The organism is Streptomyces sp. WM6372 (assembly GCF_001279655.1).
GTDB lineage: Bacteria > Actinomycetota > Actinomycetes > Streptomycetales > Streptomycetaceae > Streptomyces.
In genome coordinates, this window is the sequence record NZ_LGDB01000229.1 from 20467 (window position 1) to 40573 (window position 20107).

Annotated in this window: 15 protein-coding genes and 1 pseudogene; 13 read left to right on the plus strand and 3 right to left on the minus strand. The window is 71.2% G+C overall.

Features of this window, described 5'->3' with window-relative positions; genetic code table 11:
• The first annotated feature begins 2 nt into the window (after positions 1-2).
• From ADK52_RS33805 to nuoN, 13 genes are read left to right on the plus strand one after another with little or no spacing between them, the layout of a single operon-like run.
• Positions 3-557 (plus strand): NuoB/complex I 20 kDa subunit family protein, encoded by a 555-nt coding sequence (locus ADK52_RS33805; RefSeq protein ID WP_030028258.1) that lies wholly within the window; start codon positions 3-5, stop codon positions 555-557.
• Positions 554-1273, plus strand: a complete 720-nt coding sequence (locus ADK52_RS33810; RefSeq protein ID WP_053693693.1) for an NADH-quinone oxidoreductase subunit C — start codon at positions 554-556, stop codon at positions 1271-1273. The genes ADK52_RS33805 and ADK52_RS33810 overlap by 4 nt, the downstream gene beginning before the upstream one ends.
• Entirely contained in the window at positions 1273-2613 is a 1341-nt protein-coding gene (locus ADK52_RS33815) for an NADH-quinone oxidoreductase subunit D (protein WP_053693694.1), read from the plus strand. The genes ADK52_RS33810 and ADK52_RS33815 overlap by 1 nt, the downstream gene beginning before the upstream one ends.
• Positions 2610-3374 (plus strand): NADH-quinone oxidoreductase subunit NuoE, encoded by a 765-nt coding sequence (gene nuoE / locus ADK52_RS33820; protein WP_053693695.1) that lies wholly within the window; start codon positions 2610-2612, stop codon positions 3372-3374. Before ADK52_RS33815 ends, nuoE begins: the two co-directional genes overlap by 4 nt.
• Complete coding sequence (gene nuoF, locus ADK52_RS33825; protein ID WP_053693696.1) at positions 3374-4720, plus strand: NADH-quinone oxidoreductase subunit NuoF; 1347 nt, start codon at positions 3374-3376, stop codon at positions 4718-4720. Before nuoE ends, nuoF begins: the two co-directional genes overlap by 1 nt.
• Positions 4717-7224 (plus strand): NADH-quinone oxidoreductase subunit G, encoded by a 2508-nt coding sequence (locus ADK52_RS33830; RefSeq protein ID WP_053693697.1) that lies wholly within the window; start codon positions 4717-4719, stop codon positions 7222-7224. The genes nuoF and ADK52_RS33830 overlap by 4 nt, the downstream gene beginning before the upstream one ends.
• Positions 7221-8591 (plus strand): NADH-quinone oxidoreductase subunit NuoH, encoded by a 1371-nt coding sequence (gene nuoH, locus ADK52_RS33835; RefSeq protein ID WP_053693698.1) that lies wholly within the window; start codon positions 7221-7223, stop codon positions 8589-8591. The genes ADK52_RS33830 and nuoH overlap by 4 nt, the downstream gene beginning before the upstream one ends.
• Positions 8584-9198: an NADH-quinone oxidoreductase subunit NuoI gene (gene nuoI / locus ADK52_RS33840; protein ID WP_053693699.1), complete on the plus strand. Its 615-nt coding sequence runs from the start codon at positions 8584-8586 to the stop codon at positions 9196-9198. The genes nuoH and nuoI overlap by 8 nt, the downstream gene beginning before the upstream one ends.
• Positions 9195-10004: an NADH-quinone oxidoreductase subunit J gene (locus ADK52_RS33845; RefSeq protein ID WP_053693700.1), complete on the plus strand. Its 810-nt coding sequence runs from the start codon at positions 9195-9197 to the stop codon at positions 10002-10004. The genes nuoI and ADK52_RS33845 overlap by 4 nt, the downstream gene beginning before the upstream one ends.
• Entirely contained in the window at positions 10001-10300 is a 300-nt protein-coding gene (gene nuoK / locus ADK52_RS33850) for an NADH-quinone oxidoreductase subunit NuoK (RefSeq protein ID WP_030864698.1), read from the plus strand. The genes ADK52_RS33845 and nuoK overlap by 4 nt, the downstream gene beginning before the upstream one ends.
• A gap of 12 nt (positions 10301-10312) precedes the next feature.
• Positions 10313-12208, plus strand: a complete 1896-nt coding sequence (nuoL, locus tag ADK52_RS33855) for an NADH-quinone oxidoreductase subunit L (RefSeq protein WP_053693701.1) — start codon at positions 10313-10315, stop codon at positions 12206-12208.
• Position 12209: 1 nt separating this feature from the next.
• Complete coding sequence (locus ADK52_RS33860) at positions 12210-13811, plus strand: NADH-quinone oxidoreductase subunit M (protein WP_053693702.1); 1602 nt, start codon at positions 12210-12212, stop codon at positions 13809-13811.
• A 5-nt stretch (positions 13812-13816) separates the two neighbouring features.
• Positions 13817-15463 (plus strand): NADH-quinone oxidoreductase subunit NuoN, encoded by a 1647-nt coding sequence (gene nuoN / locus ADK52_RS33865; protein WP_182508840.1) that lies wholly within the window; start codon positions 13817-13819, stop codon positions 15461-15463.
• A 58-nt stretch (positions 15464-15521) separates the two neighbouring features.
• Here the strand turns inward: nuoN and ADK52_RS33870 are convergent.
• The 3 genes and pseudogenes from ADK52_RS33870 to ADK52_RS33880 form a co-directional block, all read right to left on the minus strand.
• Positions 15522-16105: pseudogene (locus ADK52_RS33870) on the minus strand (Uma2 family endonuclease).
• Positions 16106-16195: 90 nt separating this feature from the next.
• Positions 16196-19018: a fumarate reductase/succinate dehydrogenase flavoprotein subunit gene (locus tag ADK52_RS33875; protein ID WP_053693703.1), complete on the minus strand. Its 2823-nt coding sequence runs from the start codon at positions 19016-19018 to the stop codon at positions 16196-16198.
• 96 nt (positions 19019-19114) lie between these two features.
• On the minus strand, positions 19115-19873 hold the full coding sequence (locus tag ADK52_RS33880; RefSeq protein WP_053693704.1) for an ABC transporter ATP-binding protein: 759 nt from the start codon (positions 19871-19873) through the stop codon (positions 19115-19117).
• Between the last annotated feature and the right edge of the window lie 234 nt (positions 19874-20107).

Genomic DNA, 20107 nt, shown 5'->3' on the forward strand with positions numbered 1-20107 from the left:
CCATGGGACTGGAAGAGAAGCTGCCGAGCGGCTTTCTGCTGACCACCGTCGAACAGGCCGCGGGCTGGGTGCGCAAGTCATCCGTGTTCCCCGCGACCTTCGGCCTGGCCTGCTGCGCCATCGAGATGATGACCACCGGAGCGGGCCGGTACGACCTCGCCCGCTTCGGCATGGAGGTCTTCCGCGGATCCCCGCGCCAGGCCGATCTGATGATCGTGGCCGGACGGGTCAGCCAGAAGATGGCGCCGGTGCTGCGGCAGGTGTACGACCAGATGCCCGCTCCCAAATGGGTCATCTCCATGGGGGTTTGCGCATCTTCAGGCGGAATGTTCAATAACTACGCGATTGTCCAGGGCGTCGACCACATCGTCCCGGTGGACATCTATCTCCCCGGCTGCCCGCCGCGCCCCGAGATGCTGATGGACGCGATCCTCAAGCTCCACCAGAAGATCCAGGGCGGAAAGCTCGGCGTGAACCGGGAAGAGGCGGCGCGAGAGGCGGAGGCGGCGGCCCTCAAGGCCCTCCCCACGATCGAGATGAAGGGGCTGCTCCGGTGAGCGAGACCCAAGAGCCGGAGAACGGCAGCAACGTCCCTGCGCCGCGCGGCCAGGGCCCCGAGGTGATCGGCGTCCGCAAGGGCATGTTCGGCACCCGGGGCGGCGGCGACACCAGCGGCTACGGCGGCCTCGTCCGCACCGTGGCCATGCCCGGCGCGAGCCACCGCCCCTACGGCTCCTACTTCGACGAGGTCGTCGACGAGCTCGAAGGGGCGCTGGAGGAGCAGGACCTGCTCCCGCAGAACGCGATCGAGAAGGTCGTCGTCGACCGGGGCGAGCTGACGCTCCACATCGCCCGCGAGCACCTCGTCCGCGTCGCGAAGACCCTGCGCGACGACCCGGCCCTGCGCTTCGAGCTGTGCACCGGCGTCTGCGGGGTCCACTTCCCCGACGACAAGAGCCGCGAGCTGCACGCCGTCTACCACCTGCGCTCGATCACCCACGGCCGGGTGGTGCGCCTGGAGGTCACGGCCCCGGACGCCGACCCGCACGTCCCGTCGCTCGTCTCCGTCTACCCGACGAACGACTGGCACGAGCGCGAGACGTACGACTTCTTCGGCCTGGTCTTCGACGGGCACCCGGCGCTCACCCGGATCATGATGCCGGACGACTGGCAGGGCTTCCCGCAGCGCAAGGACTACCCGCTCGGCGGCATCCCCATCGAGTACAAGGGCGCCCAGATCCCGGCTCCCGACCAGCGGAGGTCGTACAGCTGATGTCCACGTCAAACAACGCCTCCTCGAACCACGCGGCCGCCCGGGAGACCACCGAAGGCACCGTCTACACCGTCACCGGCGGGGACTGGGACGAGATCGTCCAGTCCGCGGCCAAGGCCGACGACGAGCGGATCGTCGTCAACATGGGGCCGCAGCACCCGTCCACCCACGGCGTGCTCCGGCTGATCCTGGAGATCGACGGCGAGACGGTCACCGAGGCCCGCTGCGGCATCGGCTACCTGCACACCGGCATCGAGAAGAACCTCGAATTCCGGAACTGGACGCAGGGCACCACCTTCGTGACGCGCATGGACTACCTGACGCCGTTCTTCAACGAGACGGCGTACTGCCTCGGTGTCGAGAAGCTGCTCGGCATCACCGACCAGATCCCGGACCGCGCCACCGTCATCCGCGTCCTGCTGATGGAGCTCAACCGGCTCTCCTCCCACCTGGTGTGCATCGCCACCGGCGGCATGGAGCTGGGCGCGACCACGATCATGATCTACGGGTTCCGGGACCGCGAGCTGATCCTCGACATCTTCGAGCTGATCACCGGCCTGCGCATGAACCACGCGTTCGTCCGCCCCGGCGGCCTCGCCCAGGACCTGCCCCCGGGCGCCGTGGACCAGCTGCGCGACTTCCTCAAGACCATGAAGAAGAACCTGCCGGAGTACGACAAGCTCGCCACCGGCAACCCCATCTTCAAGGCCCGCATGCAGGACGTCGGCTACCTCGACCTCACCGGCTGCATGGCGCTGGGCGCCACCGGCCCGATTCTGCGCTCCGCCGGCCTGCCGCACGACCTGCGCAAGGCGGACCCGTACTGCGGGTACGAGACCTACGAGTTCGACGTGCCGACCACCGAGAGCTGCGACTCGTACGGGCGGTTCCTGATCCGCCTGGAGGAGATGCGCCAGTCCCTGCGGATCGTCGAACAGTGCCTGGAGCGGCTGGAGCCGGGCCCGGTCATGGTCGCCGACAAGAAGATCGCCTGGCCGGCGCAGCTCGCGATGGGCCCGGACGGCCTCGGCAACTCGCTCGACCACATCAAGAACATCATGGGCACCTCCATGGAGGCCCTCATCCACCACTTCAAGCTGGTGACCGAGGGCTTCCGGGTGCCGGCCGGGCAGGCGTACGCGGCGGTCGAGTCCCCCAAGGGCGAACTCGGCGTCCACGTCGTCTCCGACGGCGGCACCCGCCCCTACCGGGTCCACTTCCGGGACCCGTCCTTCACCAACCTTCAGGCCATGGCAGCGATGTGCGAGGGCGGCCAGGTCGCCGACGTCATCGTCGCCGTCGCCTCCATCGACCCCGTGATGGGAGGCGTCGACCGATGACCGCCAATGCGCCCGGTCAAGGGGTGGGTCTGGGCATGCCCCAGCTGCCGGCCCCCGATTTCCCGGCGGACGTACGCGCCCGGCTCGAAGCGGACGCGAAGGAGATCATCGCCCGCTACCCCGACAGCCGTTCCGCGCTGCTGCCGCTGCTGCACCTGACCCAGGCGGAGGAGGGCTTCGTCTCGCGCACCGGCATCCGGTTCTGCGCCGAGGTGCTGGGCCTGACCACCGCCGAGGTCACCGCCGTGGCCACCTTCTACACGATGTACCGGCGCAAGGCCTCGGGCGACTACCAGGTCGGCGTCTGTACGAACACCCTGTGCGCGGTCATGGGCGGCGACGCGATCTTCGACGAGCTCAAGCAGCACCTCGGGGTCGGCAACAACGAGACCACCCCGGACGGCAAGGTCACGCTGGAGCACATCGAGTGCAACGCGGCCTGCGACTACGCCCCCGTGGTGATGGTCAACTGGGAGTTCTTCGACAACCAGACCCCCGAGTCCGCCAAGGCCATGGTCGACGACCTGATCGCCGGCCGGCCCGTCGCGCCGACCCGGGGCGCGCCGCTGTGCACGTACAAGGAGACGGCCCGGATCCTGGCCGGCTTCCCGGACGAACGCGAGGGCGCGGTCGAGGCGAGCGGCGGCGCCGGCCCCGCCTCCCTGATCGGGCTGCGCATCGCGCGCGGCGAGACCCCGCAGCTCGGCAAGGTCGTGCACCCGCGTGGTGAGGCTTCTGCTGCCACAGAGGAGGGGGAGTGATGACGGTGACTGCCGAAATGCATGAGAACGGCGCCCCGGAGAAGCTGCTGGCGCCCGTGCTGTCGGCCTTCTGGGACGAGCCGCAGTCGTGGACGCTGGAGACCTACCGGCGGCACGAGGGATACGAGGGCCTGCGCAAGGCGCTCGCGATGACCCCGGACGACCTCATCGCATACGTGAAGGACTCCGGTCTGCGCGGGCGCGGCGGCGCGGGCTTCCCCACCGGAATGAAGTGGCAGTTCATCCCGCAGGGCGACGGAAAGCCGCACTACCTCGTCGTGAACGCGGACGAGTCGGAGCCGGGAACCTGCAAGGACATCCCCCTCCTCTTCGCCAACCCGCACTCCCTCATCGAGGGAATGATCATCGCCTGCTACGCGATCCGGTCGGAGCACGCCTTCATCTACCTGCGCGGCGAGGTCGTACCGGTGCTGCGGCGCCTGCACGAGGCGGTGCGCGAGGCGTACGAGGCCGGATACCTCGGCAAGGACATCATGGGGAGCGGCCTCAACCTCGACATCACGGTGCACGCGGGCGCGGGCGCGTACATCTGCGGCGAGGAGACGGCACTCCTCGACTCCCTCGAAGGCCGGCGCGGCCAGCCCCGGCTGCGTCCCCCCTTCCCCGCCGTCGAGGGGCTCTACGCGTGCCCCACTGTCGTCAACAACGTGGAATCCATCGCCTCGGTTCCCGCGATCCTGAACCGGGGCAAGGACTGGTTCAAGGCGATGGGCACCGAGAAGTCCCCCGGCTTCACCCTGTACTCGCTCTCCGGGCACGTCGCCGGACCCGGCCAGTACGAGGCCCCGCTCGGCATCACCCTGCGCCAGCTGCTCGACATGAGCGGCGGGATGCGCCCCGGGCACCGGCTGAAGTTCTGGACCCCGGGCGGCTCCTCCACCCCGATGTTCACGGCCGAGCACCTGGACGTGCCGCTGGACTACGAGGGCGTCGGCGCGGCCGGCTCCATGCTCGGAACCAAGGCGCTCCAGTGCTTCGACGAGACGACCTGCGTGGTGCGGGCCGTCACCCGCTGGACCGAGTTCTACGCCCACGAGTCCTGCGGCAAGTGCACCCCCTGCCGCGAAGGTACGTACTGGCTCGTGCAGTTGCTCCGCGACATCGAGGCCGGCAAGGGCGTCATGTCCGACCTCGACAAGCTGAACGACATCGCCGACAACATCAACGGCAAGTCGTTCTGCGCGCTCGGCGACGGCGCCGCCAGCCCGATCTTCTCCTCGCTCAAGTACTTCCGCGAGGAGTACGAGCAGCACATCACGGGCAAGGGCTGCCCCTTCGACCCCAAGAAGTCGACCCTCTGGGCTGACACGGAGGTGAACGCATGACCGTCACCACTAATGCTCCGACCGGTGGCGGAGAGGCAGCGGTGCCGCCGGAGGACCTGATCTCCCTGACCATCGACGGCATCGAACTCTCGGTGCCCAAGGGGACCCTGGTCATCCGGGCCGCCGAGCAGATCGGCATCGAGATCCCCCGATTCTGCGACCACCCCCTCCTCGACCCGGTCGGCGCCTGCCGCCAGTGCATCGTCGAGGTCGAGGGCCAGCGCAAGCCGATGGCCTCCTGCACCATCACCTGCACGGACGGCATGGTCGTCAAGACGCAGCTGACCTCCCCGGTCGCCGAGAAGTCCCAGCGCGGCGTGATGGAGCTGCTGCTCATCAACCACCCGCTGGACTGCCCGGTCTGCGACAAGGGCGGCGAGTGCCCGCTGCAGAACCAGGCGATGTCCCACGGGCAGAGCGACTCGCGTTTCGAGGGCAAGAAGCGCACCTACGAGAAGCCGGTCCCGATCTCCACCCAGGTGCTGCTGGACCGCGAGCGGTGCGTCCTGTGCGCGCGCTGCACCCGCTTCTCCACGCAGGTCGCGGGCGACCCGATGATCGAGATGCTCGAACGCGGGGCGCTCCAGCAGATCGGCACCGGCGAGGGCGACCCCTTCGAGTCGTACTTCTCCGGCAACACCATCCAGATCTGCCCCGTCGGCGCCCTCACCTCGGCCGCCTACCGGTTCCGCTCCCGCCCGTTCGACCTCGTCTCCTCCCCGAGCGTGTGCGAGCACTGCGCGGGCGGCTGCGCGACCCGGACCGACCACCGCCGCGGCAAGGTGCTGCGCCGGATGGCCGCCGAGGACCCCGAGGTCAACGAGGAGTGGATCTGCGACAAGGGCCGCTTCGGGTTCCGCTACGCGCAGCGCCCGGACCGGCTCACCACCCCGCTGGTACGCGGCGCCGACGGGGTCCTCGCCCCGGCGAGCTGGCCCGAGGCCCTGGAGGCCGCGGCCGCCGGGCTCGCCGCCGCGCGCGGCCGGGCCGGCGTCCTGACCGGCGGCCGGCTGACCGTCGAGGACGCGTACGCGTACGCCAAGTTCGCCCGCGTCGTCCTCGACACCAACGACATCGACTTCCGGGCCCGGATCCACAGCGCGGAGGAGGCCGAGTTCCTGGCCGCCACCGTGGCCGGCACCGGGAAGGACCTCGACGGCCGCGGTGTCACGTACGCGAAGCTGGAGGCGGCCCCCGCCGTCCTGCTCGCCGGCATCGAGTCCGAGGAGGAGGCCCCCGGCGTCTTCCTGCGGCTGCGCAAGGCCCACCGCAAGCACAAGCAGCGGACCTTCGCCCTCGCCCCGTTCGCCACCCGCGGCCTGGAGAAGGCGGGCGGCACCCTGCTGGCCGCCGCCCCCGGCACCGAGCCCGAGTGGCTGGCGGCCCTGGCCTCCCGGACCGGCCTGGAGGCCGGCGGGGCGGGGGCCGCCGACGCGCTGCGCCAGGATGGTGCGGTCATCGTCGTCGGGGAGCGCCTGGCCGGCGTGCCCGGCGCGCTGACCGCCGCCGTACGGGCGGCCGCCGCCACCGGAGCGCAGCTCGTGTGGATCCCGCGCCGGGCCGGGGAGCGGGCCGCCGTCGAGGCGGGCGCCCTGCCGTCGCTGCTGCCGGGGGCCCGTCCGGCCACCGACCCGCGGGCCCGCGACGAGGTCGCCACCGCCTGGGGGCTGGACGAACTCCCGCACCGCTACGGACGCGACACCGGCCAGATCGTCGAAGCCGCCGCCGGGGGCGAGCTCTCCGCCCTGCTGGTCGCGGGCGTCGAGGTCGCCGACCTGCCGGACCCGGCCCGGGCGCTGGTCGCCCTCCAGGAAGCCTTCGTGGTCTCGCTGGAACTGCGGCCCGGCCAGGTCACCGACCACGCGGACGTGGTGTTCCCGGTCGCGGCTGTCGCCGAGAAGGCCGGCGCGTTCATCAACTGGGAGGGCAGGGTCCGGCCGTTCGAGGCCGCCCTCAAGCCCGACCAGATGACCCGCCGGCTCGCCCCCGCCGACGCCCGCGTGCTGCACATGCTGGCCGACGCGGCCGACCGGCCGATCGCGCTGCCCGACGTACACGCCGTACGCCGCGAGCTCGACGCGCTCGGCCCGTGGGCCGGGGAGCGCGCCGCCGAGCACTCCGCGGACACCGCGCCGCTGCCCCGCCCCGGAGCGGGCGAGGCGGTCCTCGCGGGCCACCGGCTCCTGCTCGACCTGGGCCGGCTCCAGGAGGGCGACGACGCCCTGGCCGGCACCCGGCACGAGGCGAGCGCCCGGCTGTCGGCCGCCACGGCCGCCGAGACCGGCGTCAAGGACGGCGACGTCCTCGCGGTGACCGGCCCGGCCGGTTCCGTGGAACTGCCGCTGCGGATCACCGAGATGCCCGACCGGGTGGTCTGGCTCCCGCTGAACTCCACCGGGCACGGCGTCCTCGCCGACACCGGGGCCCACCCGGGCACCCTCGTACGGATCGGCCCGGCGACGCCGGCCGACAGCAGCGGCACCCCTGCGGAGGTGGGCGCGTGAACGCGGTACAGCTCGCGGCCGAGGACCTGTCCCTGTTCGGCAGGGACGTCTGGTGGCTCGTCGTCGTCAAGGCGGTGTTCTGCTTCGCCTTCCTGATGGTGACCGTGCTCTTCTCCATCGTGTGGGAGCGCAAGGTCGTCGCCTGGATGCAGCTGCGCATCGGCCCCAACCGGCACGGCCCCTGGGGCATGCTCCAGTCGCTCGCCGACGGCGTGAAGCTGATGCTCAAGGAAGACATCATCGTCAAGCGGGCCGACAAGGTGGTGTACGTCCTGGCCCCGATCATCGCGGCGATCCCGGCCTTCATGGCCATCGCGGTGATCCCGTTCGGTCCGGCCGACGACGAGGTCTCGATCTTCGGCCAGCGCACCACGATGCAGCTCACCGACCTGCCGATCGCGATGCTCTACATCCTCGCGGTCGCCTCGGTCGGCATCTACGGCATCGTCCTGGCCGGCTGGTCCTCGGGCTCGACGTACCCGCTGCTCGGCGGCCTGCGCTCCTGCGCGCAGATGATCTCGTACGAGATCGCGATGGGCGCGGCCTTCGCCTCGGTCTTCCTCTACTCCGGGTCGATGTCGACCTCGGCGATCGTGGAGGCGCAGGCGGACCGCTGGTACATCGTGCTGCTGCCGGTCTCGTTCATCATCTACGTCATCACGATGGTCGGCGAGACCAACCGCGCGCCGTTCGACATGCCGGAGTCCGAGGGCGACCTGGTCGGCGGCTTCAACACCGAGTACTCCTCCATCAAGTTCGCGCTGTTCATGCTGGCCGAGTACGTCAACATGGTCACCGTCTCGGCGGTCTCGGTCACCCTCTTCCTGGGCGGCTGGCGGGCCCCGTACCCGATCAGCCACTTCTGGGAGGGCGCGAACCACGGCTGGTGGCCGATGCTCTGGTTCGTCATCAAGGTCCAGCTGCTGCTCTTCTTCTTCATCTGGCTGCGCGGCACGCTGCCCCGCGTCCGCTACGACCAGCTGATGAAGCTCGGCTGGAAGGTCCTGATCCCGGTCTCCGTGGTCTGGCTGATGCTGGTCGCGACCGTCCGGGCGCTGCGCAACGAGAACTACGACTTCTCGGAGATCGTCCTGTACGTCGGCGGCGCGGTCGTCGCGATCCTGCTGCTGTCCTTCGTCGCGGACCTCTTCCGCGACCGGAAGGAGAAGGCTTCCGCCGAGCGGGCCGACGAGGCCGCCGGGGCCGAGCCCTTCGACCCGCTGGCGGGCGGGTTCCCCGTACCGCCCAAGCCCGGCCAGCACCTGGCACCCGTACCGCGCAGGCGGCCTCGCAGCGAGCGGGAGCTGATCGTCAGTGGCGGGACGAATACCGACAGTGACCGAGAGGAGGGTGCTGAGAATGTCTGACAAGTCTGATGCCGAGCAGGGCGAGAAGTGGCAGAACCCGGTGGCCGGCTTCGGCGTGACCTTCAAGGCCATGTTCAAGAAGCGCCTCACCGAGCAGTACCCCGAGCAGCAGAAGACCACCGCTCCGCGCTTCCACGGACGCCACCAGCTGAACCGGCACCCGGACGGCCTGGAGAAGTGCATCGGCTGCGAGCTGTGCGCCTGGGCCTGTCCCGCCGACGCCATCTACGTGGAGGGCGCGGACAACACCGAGGAGGAGCGCTACTCCCCGGGTGAGCGGTACGGGCGGGTCTACCAGATCAACTACGCCCGCTGCATCCTGTGCGGGCTGTGCATCGAGGCCTGCCCGACGCGGGCGCTGACGATGACGAACGAGTTCGAACTGGCCGACTCCAGCCGCGAATCGCTCATCTACACCAAGGAGCAGCTGCTCGCGGGCCTGACCGAGGGCATGGTGGAGTCCCCGCACTCGATCTTCCCGGGCACGGACGAGCAGGACTACTACCGCGGACTGGTGACGGGGGCGGCCCCGGGAACGGTCCGGCAGGTGGCGGTCTCCAAGGGCGAGAGCGCGGCCGCGCCCGATGCCGAGGAGGTGCAGGCATGAGCGCCCTCGCAGCGGCCACCGCGACCTCCACCGGCGAGGCGGTCCAGTTCTGGGTCCTCGGCACCGTCGCCGTCATCGGCGCGCTGTCCACGATCCTGATGAAGAAGGCCGTGCACAGCGCGCTGAGCCTGGCCGGGACGATGATCATCCTGGCGGTCTTCTACCTCGCCAACGGGGCGTACTTCCTGGGCGTGGTCCAGGTCATCGTCTACACCGGCGCGATCATGATGCTCTTCCTCTTCGTGGTCATGCTCGTCGGCGTCACCGCCGCCGACTCCCTGAAGGAGACCCTCAAGGGGCAGCGCTGGATGGCCGTCCTGTGCGGGCTCGGCTTCGGCGTCCTGCTGATCGCGGGCCTCGCCAACGCCAAGCTCACCCACTTCAACGGGCTCGGCCGGGTCAACTCCGCCGGGCACGTGGAGGGGCTGGCCACGCTGATCTTCACCAAGTACGTGTTCGCCTTCGAGATCACCGGCGCGCTGCTGATCACCGCCGCCGTCGGTGCGATGGTCCTCACCCACCGCGAGCGCACCGAGCGGGCCGCCACGCAGCGCGAGCTCGCCGAGCGGCGCGTGCGCGAGGGCGTCCAGCTCCCGCCGCTGCCCGCGCCCGGCGTCTACGCCCGGCACAACGCGGTGGACGTCGCCGGCCTGCTGCCGGACGGCACCCCGTCCGAGCTGACCGTCAGCAAGACGCTGCGCGCCCGCGGCCAGATCCGGGACGTGTCGAGCGAGGCGCTGAACGACCTGAAGGCGCTGGAGCAGGCGTCCGCGGAGCGCCTCGGCCGTGAGGAGGCATCCAAGTGAATCCGGTCAACTACCTGTACCTGGCCGCCCTGCTGTTCACCATCGGCGCGGCCGGAGTACTCATCCGGAAGAACGCGATCGTGCTGTTCATGTGCGTCGAGCTGATGCTCAACGCCTGCAACCTCGCGTTCGTGGCCTTCTCCCGGATGCACGGCAACCTCGACGGCCAGATCATCGCCTTCTTCACGATGGTCGTCGCCGCCGCGGAGGTCGTGGTGGGCCTCGCGATCATCGTGTCGCTCTTCCGTACCCGCCACTCGGCCTCGGTCGACGACGCCAGCCTGATGAAGCTGTAAGGGGCGCTCACAGTGGAGAATCTGATCGGGCTGCTGATCGCGGCGCCCCTGCTCGGAGCGGCGGTGCTGCTGTGCGGCGGCCGGCGCCTCGACAAGGCCGGCCACTGGCTCGGCACCCTGCTCGCCGCCGCCTCCTTCGGCATCGGCGTGGCCCTGTTCACCGACATGCTCGGCCGCGGCGCCGACGACCGGACCCTGTACCAGAAGCTGTACACCTGGATCCCGGTCGAGGGCTTCCAGGCGGACGTCGCCTTCCAGCTGGACCAGCTGTCGATGACGTTCGTCCTGCTGATCACCGGAGTGGGCACGCTCATCCACGTGTACTCGATCGGGTACATGGAGCACGACGAGCGCCGCCGCCGTTTCTTCGGCTACCTGAACCTCTTCCTCGCGGCGATGCTGCTGCTCGTCCTCGCCGACAACTACCTGCTGCTGTACGTCGGCTGGGAGGGCGTCGGCCTCGCCTCGTACCTGCTCATCGGCTTCTGGCAGCACAAGCCCAGCGCGGCGACCGCCGCGAAGAAGGCCTTCCTGGTCAACCGGGTCGGCGACATGGGCCTGTCGATCGCGATCATGCTGCTGTTCACCACCTTCGGGACCTTCACCTTCGGGCCGGTCTTCGCCTCGGTGGGGAACGCGACGGAGGGCAAGCTGACGGCGGTCGCCCTGATGCTGCTGCTCGCCGCGTGCGGCAAGTCGGCCCAGGTGCCGCTGCAGTCCTGGCTCGGGGACGCGATGGAGGGCCCGACCCCGGTCTCGGCCCTGATCCACGCGGCGACCATGGTCACCGCCGGCGTGTACCTCATCACCCGCTCCGGGGCGATCTTCAACGCCGCGCCGGACGCGCAGACCGCGGTCGTCGTGGTCGGCGGGGTGACGCTCCTCTTCGGTGCGATCGTCGGTTGCGCGAAGGACGACATCAAGAAGGCCCTCGCCGGCTCGACGATGTCGCAGATCGGGTACATGATCCTGGCCGCGGGGCTCGGCCCCATCGGCTACGCCTTCGCGATCATGCACCTGGTGACGCACGGCTTCTTCAAGGCCGGCCTCTTCCTCGGCGCGGGTTCCGTGATGCACGGGATGAACGACGAGGTGGACATGCGGCGCTACGGCGGCCTGCGCAAGTTCATGCCGATCACCTTCGTCACCTTCGGCCTCGGCTACCTCGCCATCATCGGCTTCCCGGGCCTGTCCGGCTTCTGGTCCAAGGACAAGATCATCGAGGCGGCCTTCGCGAAGGGCGGCACCGAGGGCTGGATCCTCGGCGCGGTCACCCTGCTGGGCGCGGCCATCACCGCGTTCTACATGACCCGCGTGATGCTGCTGACCTTCTTCGGCGAGAAGCGCTGGCAGCCGGACGCCAACGGCCACGAGCCGCACCCGCACGAGTCCCCGAAGTCCATGACCCTCCCGATGGTCGTCCTGGCCTTCGGATCGGTCTTCGCCGGCGCCCTTTTCAGCTTCAACGAGTCCTTCGTGAAGTGGCTGGAGCCCGTCACCTCCTTCGAACACGGGAACCCGCCGATCGGAGCCGCCGCCATCACCGCCTCGACGGTGGTGGTCCTGCTCATCGGCGTGGGCCTCGCCTACGTCCAGTACGGCAGGAAGCCCGTCCCGGTCGTCGCCCCGCGCGGCAGCTGGGTCACCCGGGCGGCGCGCAAGGACCTGTACCAGGACGACTTCAACCACGTCGTGCTGGTGCGCGGCGGGGAACACCTGACCCGCTCGCTCGTGTACGTCGACCACAGCCTGGTCGACGGGGTGGTCAACGGGACGGCCGCCTCGGTCGGCGGGGCCTCGGGCCGGCTGCGCAAGCTGCAGAACGGCTACGCCCGCAGCTACGCGGTCTCGATGTTCGGGGGCACGGCGATCCTCATCGCCGCGACCCTGCTGATGAGGGCGGTGTGAGATGAGTTTCCCGCTTCTGACGGTGACGGCCGCGGTCCCCGCGGTCGGCGCCGTCCTGACGGCGGCCGTCCCGGCCGCCCGCAGGACCGCCGCCAAGTGGCTGGCGCTGCTCTTCTCCCTGGCGACGCTGGCACTGGCCGTGCTCGTCGCGGTCCGCTTCGAGCCCGGTGGCGCCCGCTACCAGCTCACCGAATCGCACGCCTGGATCCCCGACTTCGGCGTCCGCTACGAACTGGGCGTCGACGGCATCGGGGTGGCGCTGATCGCGCTCACCGCCCTGCTGATCCCGTTCGTGATCGGGGCCGGCTGGCACGACGCCGACCCGCTGGAGGGGGAATCCCCGGCGAACTCGCGCTGGCGGCCGACGCAGGGCTTCTTCGCCCTGATCCTGCTGGTCGAGGCGATGGTGGTCATCTCCTTCGAGGCCACCGACGTCTTCCTCTTCTACATCTTCTTCGAAGCCATGCTCATCCCGATGTACTTCCTCATCGGCGGCTTCGGGGACCGGGCACACGCCGGGTCCGATGAGAACGCGGCCGCGCAGCGCTCGTACGCGGCGGTCAAGTTCCTCCTCTACAACCTGGTCGGCGGCCTCATCATGCTGGCCGCCGTCATCGGCCTGTACGTCGTCGCCGGGAACTTCTCGCTCCAGGAGATCACCGCGGCCCGCGCCGCGGGCACGCTCGACATGGCGACCAACACCGAGCGGCTGCTGTTCCTCGGCTTCTTCTTCGCCTTCGCGGTGAAGGCCCCGCTGTGGCCGCTGCACACCTGGCTGCCGAACGCGATGGGCGAGTCCACCGCACCGGTCGCCGTCCTGATCACCGCGGTCGTCGACAAGGTCGGCACCTTCGCGATGCTCCGCTTCTGCCTCGGGCTGTTCCCCGACGCCAGCAAGTGGGCCACGCCGGTGATCCTCGTCCTGGCCCTGATCAGCATCGTCTACGGCGCGCTGGTCGCGGTCGGGCAGCGGGACATCAAGCGGCTGGTCGCGTACGCGTCGATCTCCCACTTCGGGTTCATCATCATGGGCATCTTCGCGATGACCTCCCAGGGGCAGTCGGGCGCCACGCTGTACATGGTCAACCACGGGATCTCGACGGCCGCGCTGATGCTCGTGGCCGGCTTCCTGATCTCGCGCCGCGGCTCCCGGCTCATCGCCGACTACGGCGGTGTGCAGAAGGTGGCCCCGGTACTGGCCGGCACCTTCCTGATCGGCGGCCTCGCCACCCTGTCGCTGCCGGGCCTCGCGCCCTTCGTCAGTGAATTCCTCGTCCTGGTCGGCACGTTCGCCCGGTACCCCGTCATCGGCATCATCGCCACCATCGGCATCGTGCTGGCCGCGCTCTACACCCTGGTGCTCTACCAGCGCACGATGACCGGCCCCGTGAAGGAGGAGGTCCGCACCATGAAGGACCTGCGCCTGCGCGAGGTACTGGTGGTCGCCCCGCTGATCGTGCTGCTGATCGGGCTGGGCGTGTACCCGAAGCCGCTCACCCAGATCGTCAACCCGGCGGTGGAGCACACCATGTCCGACGTACACGAGAAGGACCCGAAGCCACAGGTGGCCGTCGAGGCCAAGAACGGGGAGGCGGCGAAGTGAGCACGATGTCTGCTGCCCAAGGGCTGCTGACGCTGGCGGCCGGGGAGCCGGTCGACCGGATCCCGGCCCCGCACATCGAGTACGCGCAGCTCGCGCCCACGCTGATCGTGGTGGGCGCGGCGGTCCTCGGAGTCCTCGTCGAGGCCTTCGTACCGCGCAGGTCCCGCTACTACGTCCAGGTGTTCCTCGCCGTCGCCGCGCTGGCCTCGGCCTTCGCGGCGGTCGTCGGCCTCGCCGCCGGCGGGTACGCCGGCGGCAAGGCGCACATCGCGGCGATGGGCGCCGTGGCCGTGGACGGCCCGGCGCTGTTCCTCCAGGGCATCATCCTGCTGTCCGCGGTCGTCGCGGTCTTCACCTTCGCCGAGCGGCGCCTGGACCCGGCCGCCCACGGCAACCGGGTGGACTCCTTCGCCGCGCAGGCGGCGTCCGTACCGGGCAGCGAGAGCGAGAAGGCCGCCGTCAAGGCGGGCTTCACCACCACCGAGGTCTTCCCGCTGGCGCTGTTCGCGGTCTCCGGCATGCTGATCTTCCCGGCCGCCGACGACCTGCTGACGCTCTTCGTGGCCCTGGAGGTCTTCTCCCTCCCGCTGTACCTGCTCTGCGCCGTCGCCCGCCGCCAGCGGCTGATGTCGCAGGAGGCGGCGGTCAAGTACTTCCTGCTCGGCGCCTTCTCCTCGGCCTTCCTCCTCTTCGGCATCGCCCTGGTCTACGGGTACGCGGGCTCGGTCTCGTACGCGGCGATCGCCGACGTCGTCGACGGCACGGTCACCAAGATCGACCCGGCGCTCGCCGACACCATGGGCAACGACGCGCTGCTGCTGATCGGCGGGGCGCTGATCCTGACGGGCCTGCTCTTCAAGGTCGGCGCGGTCCCGTTCCACATGTGGACCCCGGACGTCTACCAGGGGGCCCCGACCCCGGTCACGGGCTTCATGGCGGCGGCGACGAAGGTGGCCGCGTTCGGCGCGCTGCTCCGGCTGCTGTACGTGGTCCTCCCGGGCCTGCGGTGGGACTGGCGGCCGGTGATGTGGGGCGTGGCGATCCTGACGATGCTGGCGGGTGCCGTGATCGCGGTGACCCAGACCGACGTCAAGCGGCTGCTGGCGTACTCCTCGATCGCGCACGCGGGCTTCATCCTGGCCGGTGTGATCGCGACGTCGGCGCAGGGCGTCCAGTCCGTCCTCTTCTACCTGCTCGCGTACTCCTTCGTGACCATCGGCGCGTTCGCGGTGGTCACGCTGGTGCGCGACGCGGGCGGGGAGGCGACGCACCTGTCCAAGTGGGCGGGTCTGGGCCGCCGTTCGCCGCTGACGGCGGCGGTCTTCGCGGTGTTCCTGCTGGCCTTCGCCGGCATCCCGCTGACCTCGGGCTTCTCCGGGAAGTTCGCCGTGTTCAAGGCGGCGGCGGAAGGCGGGGCCGGGGTGCTGGTCGTGGTCGGTGTGATCTCGTCCGCGATCGCCGCGTTCTTCTACATCCGGGTGATCGTCCTGATGTTCTTCAGCGAGCCGAAGGCGGACGGCCCGACGGTGGCCGTCCCCTCGCCGCTGACGATGACGACGATCGCGGTGGGCGTGGCCGTCACCCTGGTCCTGGGCGTGGCCCCGCAGTACTTCCTGGATCTGGCGGGGCAGGCGAGCACGTTCGTCCGCTGACGCCTGCGACACGACTGGGCCCGGCCTCCTTCGGGGAGCCGGGCCCAGGTGCGTTTCCTTACCGGGCGGCCGTGAGGTCGAGGTCAATGCCGCACGGCACCGACACCTTGAGCCGGTCGCGGAAGATGCCGGTGGCCACGTACGCCTTGCCGGCCGGGTCGAGTTCGTAGACGTGGACCACGGGTCGGCCGTCGTCGTTCTCCACCCGCCAGAAGTGCGGGATCCCGGCGCGGGCGTACGTGAGCGGCTTGCTGTGCCGGTCGCGCGGGACGGAATCGAGGGAGACGACCTCGACCGCGAGCCGCACGAACTCCGCGGGACGGCGGGTCTGCTCCATGCTCTGGATGGCGGCTTCGTCGACCACGATGACATCGGGCTCGGGCCGGTTGTGACGGTCGATGTCGATCGTGAACTCGCGCATGACCTCCAGCCCCGGTGGGATCAGGGCCGCGAGGCGGTGGTTGATGAAGCTGACCGTCCGCATGCGGAAGAGGGGGTCTGCGGACTCCTGAAGACCAGGCTCCCGTCGATCAGTTCGGTGTGCGGCGGCACGTCGGGGAGAAGGTCGAGGTCGTCTGCCGTCCAGCCGACCGCAGGGGGGATCGGCCAGCGATAGGCCGGCTCGATGTCCTCGGGTTCCATGCAGGGGAGTCTTCCGGGCCCGCCGGAGTATCGCCGGAGATCCTTCCGGGCCCGTCCACACGTGTGAACGGGCCCGGCATGTTGACCCTGTCAGGGGCGGCTGGCATATGCGCGGACGTCCGCGTCGGGATCGGAGGCGGCGCCGGCCAGGGCCGTGCGGGCCTCCGGGTGGGCGCGGTGGGAGCGGAGGGAAAGGACGGCGGCCTTGCGGACGTCCGCGTTGTCGTCCTTCAGGGCCGAGGCCAGGGGGGCGACGGCCGTGGCGGGGTCGGCGGCCGCGAGGGCGCCGGCGGCGCCCGCGCGGACCTGCCAGGCCGGGTCGGCCAGGGCCGCCACGGCCTTGGCGGCGTACGGCGCCGGGCAGCCCGTGGCGGCCAGCGCCGCCAGGGCCGCGGCCCGGACCAGCGGATCGGGGTCCGTGAGGAGCGGGTTCAGCGGGGCCGGGGCCGGGGCGTGGACCGCCGCGAGCCCCTTGGCCACCGCGACCCGGACCTCCCGGGCCGGGTCCGCCGCGGCCCGCGCGAGGGCGTCGACGGCGTCCACCGAGACCAGCGCCCGTACGGCGTGGATGCGGACCTCCGGGTCGGGATCCGCCAGGGACTCCGCGTACAGGTCGCCGTCGCCGAGCCGCAGCGCGCGCAGGGCCTCCAGGGCGGCCGCGCGCACCACCGGGTCCGGTACGGGGAGCGCGGCGCGCAAGGCGGCCCCGAGCTCCGGGTCCCCGGGCAGCACCTCCAGCAGCTCCCGCAGCGCGGCCGCGGCGGCCGCCCGTACCGCGGGGGCCGGGTCGGCCAGGGCGGCGGCCAGCACCGGCCCCGCGCCGGCCGGGACGGTCTCGCTGACCACGCCGACGGCAGCGGTGCGCACACCCGGGTCGGGGTCGGCCAGGTAGGGCCCCAGCACGTCGAGGCCGGGCGACTCCTCGGCGAGCGCGAGCAGGGCCAGCAGCCCCGGGGAGGCGGCGGCCGGGGCGGGACCGGCGGCGGTGCCGGGGCCGGCGGGGTGGGCGCCCGTCGGCGCCGCGGGATCCGTGTGCGGCCCGGGCCGGGCGTCCCGGCCGGGAGCTCCGCCGACCGCGGGCTCCGTCGCCGCGGGCTCCGTCGCCGCGGAGGGTCCGGCCCCGCCCGGCCGGGGCGCCGTCCGGCGCGGGCCCGCCGTGGCCACGCCGACCAGTTCGACCTCGCCCAGGTGGCGGGACGGACCGCCCGTCGGTCGGAATTCCGGGACGGGGACCACGTACGGCTCCACCGGGCGGGCCGTGAACTCCATCGCCCCCGAAGCCGACTTGCGCAGGTCCAGGTGGTGCAGCCAGGCCGGGTCGTCGCGCTCAGGGTGGTCGAGCCGCTCGTGGTAGAGGCCCCAGCGGGACTCCGTCCGCGCCAGCGAGGCCCGCGCCGCCATCTCCGCGCAGTCCCGGATGAACGACACCTCGGCGCACCGCATCAGCTCGTGCGGGGTCCGCGCCCCCATCTCCTCGATCTCGCGGCCCATCCGGGTGAAGGCCTCCACGGCCAGCGACAGCTTCGCGCCCGTCTTCGGCGGGGCCACGTAGTCGTTGACGAACCGCCGCAGCTTGTACTCCACCTGCGGCTGCGGCGGCCCGTCCGGCCGGCGCAGCGGCCGGTAGACCAGCTCGTGCGCCGCCGCCAGCTGCTCCGCCGGGAGCGGGCCCTCGTACGCGGTGTACTGCGCAGCGTCCTCGCCCGCCAGGTCGCCGAAGACGAACGCCCCGATCATGTAGTTGTGCGGTACGGAGGCCAGGTCCCCGGCCGCGTACAGCCGCGGCACGGTGGTGCGCGCGTGGTCGTCGACGCGGACGCCCGACGCCGAGTGGCCCCCGCACAGTCCGATCTCCGAGATGTGCATCTCGATGTCGTGCGTGCGGTAGTCGTGGCCGCGGCCCTCGTGGAAGGTGCCGCGGGTCGGCCGCTCGGTGGTGTGCAGGATCGATTCGAGGGCGGAGACCGACTCCTCGGGCAGGTGGCTGAGCTTCAGGTACACCGGCCCCCGGTCCGAGGCGAGTTCGGCCGCGAACTCCGACATCATCTGCCCCGACCAGTAGTCGGAGTCGACGAACCGCTCGCCGTGCCGGTTGACCTGGTAGCCGCCGAAGGGGTTCGCGACGTACGCGCAGGCCGGTCCGTTGTAGTCCTTGATCAGCGGGTTGATCTGGAAGCACTCGATTCCGGTGAGGGCCGCGCCCGCGTGGTAGGCCATGGCGTAGCCGTCACCGGCGTTGGTGGGGTTCTCGTACGTCCCGTACAGGTAGCCGGAGGCGGGGAGTCCGAGCCGGCCGCAGGGGCCGGTCGCGAGGATCACGGCGCCCGCGCGGACCGTCACGAAGGCGCCGGTACGGGTGTTGAAGGCGGCGGCGCCGATGGCCCGGCCGTCCTCGGGCGAGGTGAGGACCCGTACCGGCATCACCCGGTTCTCGATCCGGATCCGCTCGCGCATCTCGCGGCGGCGCAGCTGCCGGTAGAGGACCTTCTTGACGTCCTTGCCCTCGGGCATGGGCAGTACGTACGAGCCGGAGCGGTGGACCCGGCGGACCGCGTACTCGCCGTGCTCGTCCTTCTCGAACTTCACGCCGTACGACTCCAGGCGCTGCACCATCGCGAAGCCGCGGGTGGCGGTCTGGCGGACCGTGGACTGGTCGACGACGCCGTCGTTGGCGCGGGTGATCTCGGCGACGTAGTCGTCGGGCTCGGCGCGGCCGGGGACGACCGCGTTGTTGACCCCGTCCATGCCCATGGCGAGGGCGCCGGAGTGGCGTACGTGCGCCTTCTCCAGCAGCAGGACCCGCGCGCCGCGGCCGGCGGCGGTCAGGGCCGCCATGGTGCCGGCGGTGCCGCCGCCGATGACGAGGACGTCGCAGGAGAGTTCCTCGGCGTCGGCGAGTGCGGGGATGTCCATGCTGGGGGTCGCCCTTCGGGGGTCGGTCAGAGGCCAGAGGCCAGAGGCCAGAGGCCAGAAGTCAGAGGCCAGAGGTAAGAGGTCAGAGATCAGCGGTCAGAGTGAGGAAAGGATCTGGGCCCGGAGGGCGGAGTGATCGGCGGTCCGGTCGCGCGGGGCCGGTACGTCGAGCACCGCGCCGGTGGCGAGGAGCGCGACGCGGTCCGCGACGAACAGGGCCTCGTCCACGTCGTGCGTGACGAAGACGACCGTCGCCCCGGTGCCGGCGAGGACGTCGACCAGAAGGTCCTGCATCCCGGCGCGGGTCTGGGCGTCGAGCGCGCCGAAGGGCTCGTCCATGAGGACGGCGCGGGGGCGCGCGGCGAGGGCGCGGGCGAGCTGGACGCGCTGGCGCTGGCCGCCGGAGAGCTGGTGGGGCAGCTTGAGGGCGTGCTCGGCGAGACCGACGCGCGTCAGCCAGTCGGTGGCGGTGCGGCGCCGCTCGGCACGGGGTACGCGGCGGATGAGGAGGGGCAGTTCGACGTTGGCCCGTACGGTGCGCCAGGGGAGGAGGGCGTCGTCCTGGAACACGAGCGCGCGGTCGGCGTCGGGGCGGGTGATCGGGGTTCCGTCCTGCGTGACGGTGCCGGCGAGCGGGGGCAGGAGCCCGGCGAGGGTGCGCAGCAGCGTGGACTTCCCGCAGCCGGAGGGCCCGACGACGGCGAGCACTTCGCCGGGCCGGATGCCGAGGTCGAGCCGGTCGAGGACGGCCGGACTCCCGGGCCGGCCGAGCCGGACGGCCCGGAGGCGGAGGGCGGAGCCGGGGGGTTCGGGGGCGGTGGTGGTGGCTGGAGCCGCCGCCGCGGATGCGGACATCGGGGGACCTCCTGTGAGTGGTCGAATGCCGGTGGTCGGCGGCGCGGGTTCCGCTGCGCGGGCTTTCTCCCCGCCCCGCCCTTTCTCCGTTCCTCTCCCGGCTCCCGCTGGTGGACCGCCCCCAGGGGCGCGGCCCCGGACCCGCTCCGCCGGCGCCTCGAACGCCGGCGGGGCCGGATTTCGGCGGGGCCGCGGTTCAGGGGAGGGCCGGTTCAGGGGAGGGCGGTTCAGCGG

Coding starts and splice junctions, on each gene's coding strand:
- ADK52_RS33805 (WP_030028258.1), top strand. CDS start 3: ATGGGACTGGAAGAGAAGCTGCCGAGCGGCTTTCTGCTGACCACCGTC.
- ADK52_RS33815 (WP_053693694.1), top strand. CDS start 1,273: ATGTCCACGTCAAACAACGCCTCCTCGAACCACGCGGCCGCCCGGGAG.
- nuoE (WP_053693695.1), top strand. CDS start 2,610: ATGACCGCCAATGCGCCCGGTCAAGGGGTGGGTCTGGGCATGCCCCAG.
- nuoF (WP_053693696.1), top strand. CDS start 3,374: ATGACGGTGACTGCCGAAATGCATGAGAACGGCGCCCCGGAGAAGCTG.
- ADK52_RS33830 (WP_053693697.1), top strand. CDS start 4,717: ATGACCGTCACCACTAATGCTCCGACCGGTGGCGGAGAGGCAGCGGTG.
- nuoI (WP_053693699.1), top strand. CDS start 8,584: ATGTCTGACAAGTCTGATGCCGAGCAGGGCGAGAAGTGGCAGAACCCG.
- ADK52_RS33845 (WP_053693700.1), top strand. CDS start 9,195: ATGAGCGCCCTCGCAGCGGCCACCGCGACCTCCACCGGCGAGGCGGTC.
- ADK52_RS33860 (WP_053693702.1), top strand. CDS start 12,210: ATGAGTTTCCCGCTTCTGACGGTGACGGCCGCGGTCCCCGCGGTCGGC.
- nuoN (WP_182508840.1), top strand. CDS start 13,817: ATGTCTGCTGCCCAAGGGCTGCTGACGCTGGCGGCCGGGGAGCCGGTC.
- ADK52_RS33875 (WP_053693703.1), bottom strand. CDS start 19,018: ATGGACATCCCCGCACTCGCCGACGCCGAGGAACTCTCCTGCGACGTC.
- ADK52_RS33880 (WP_053693704.1), bottom strand. CDS start 19,873: ATGTCCGCATCCGCGGCGGCGGCTCCAGCCACCACCACCGCCCCCGAA.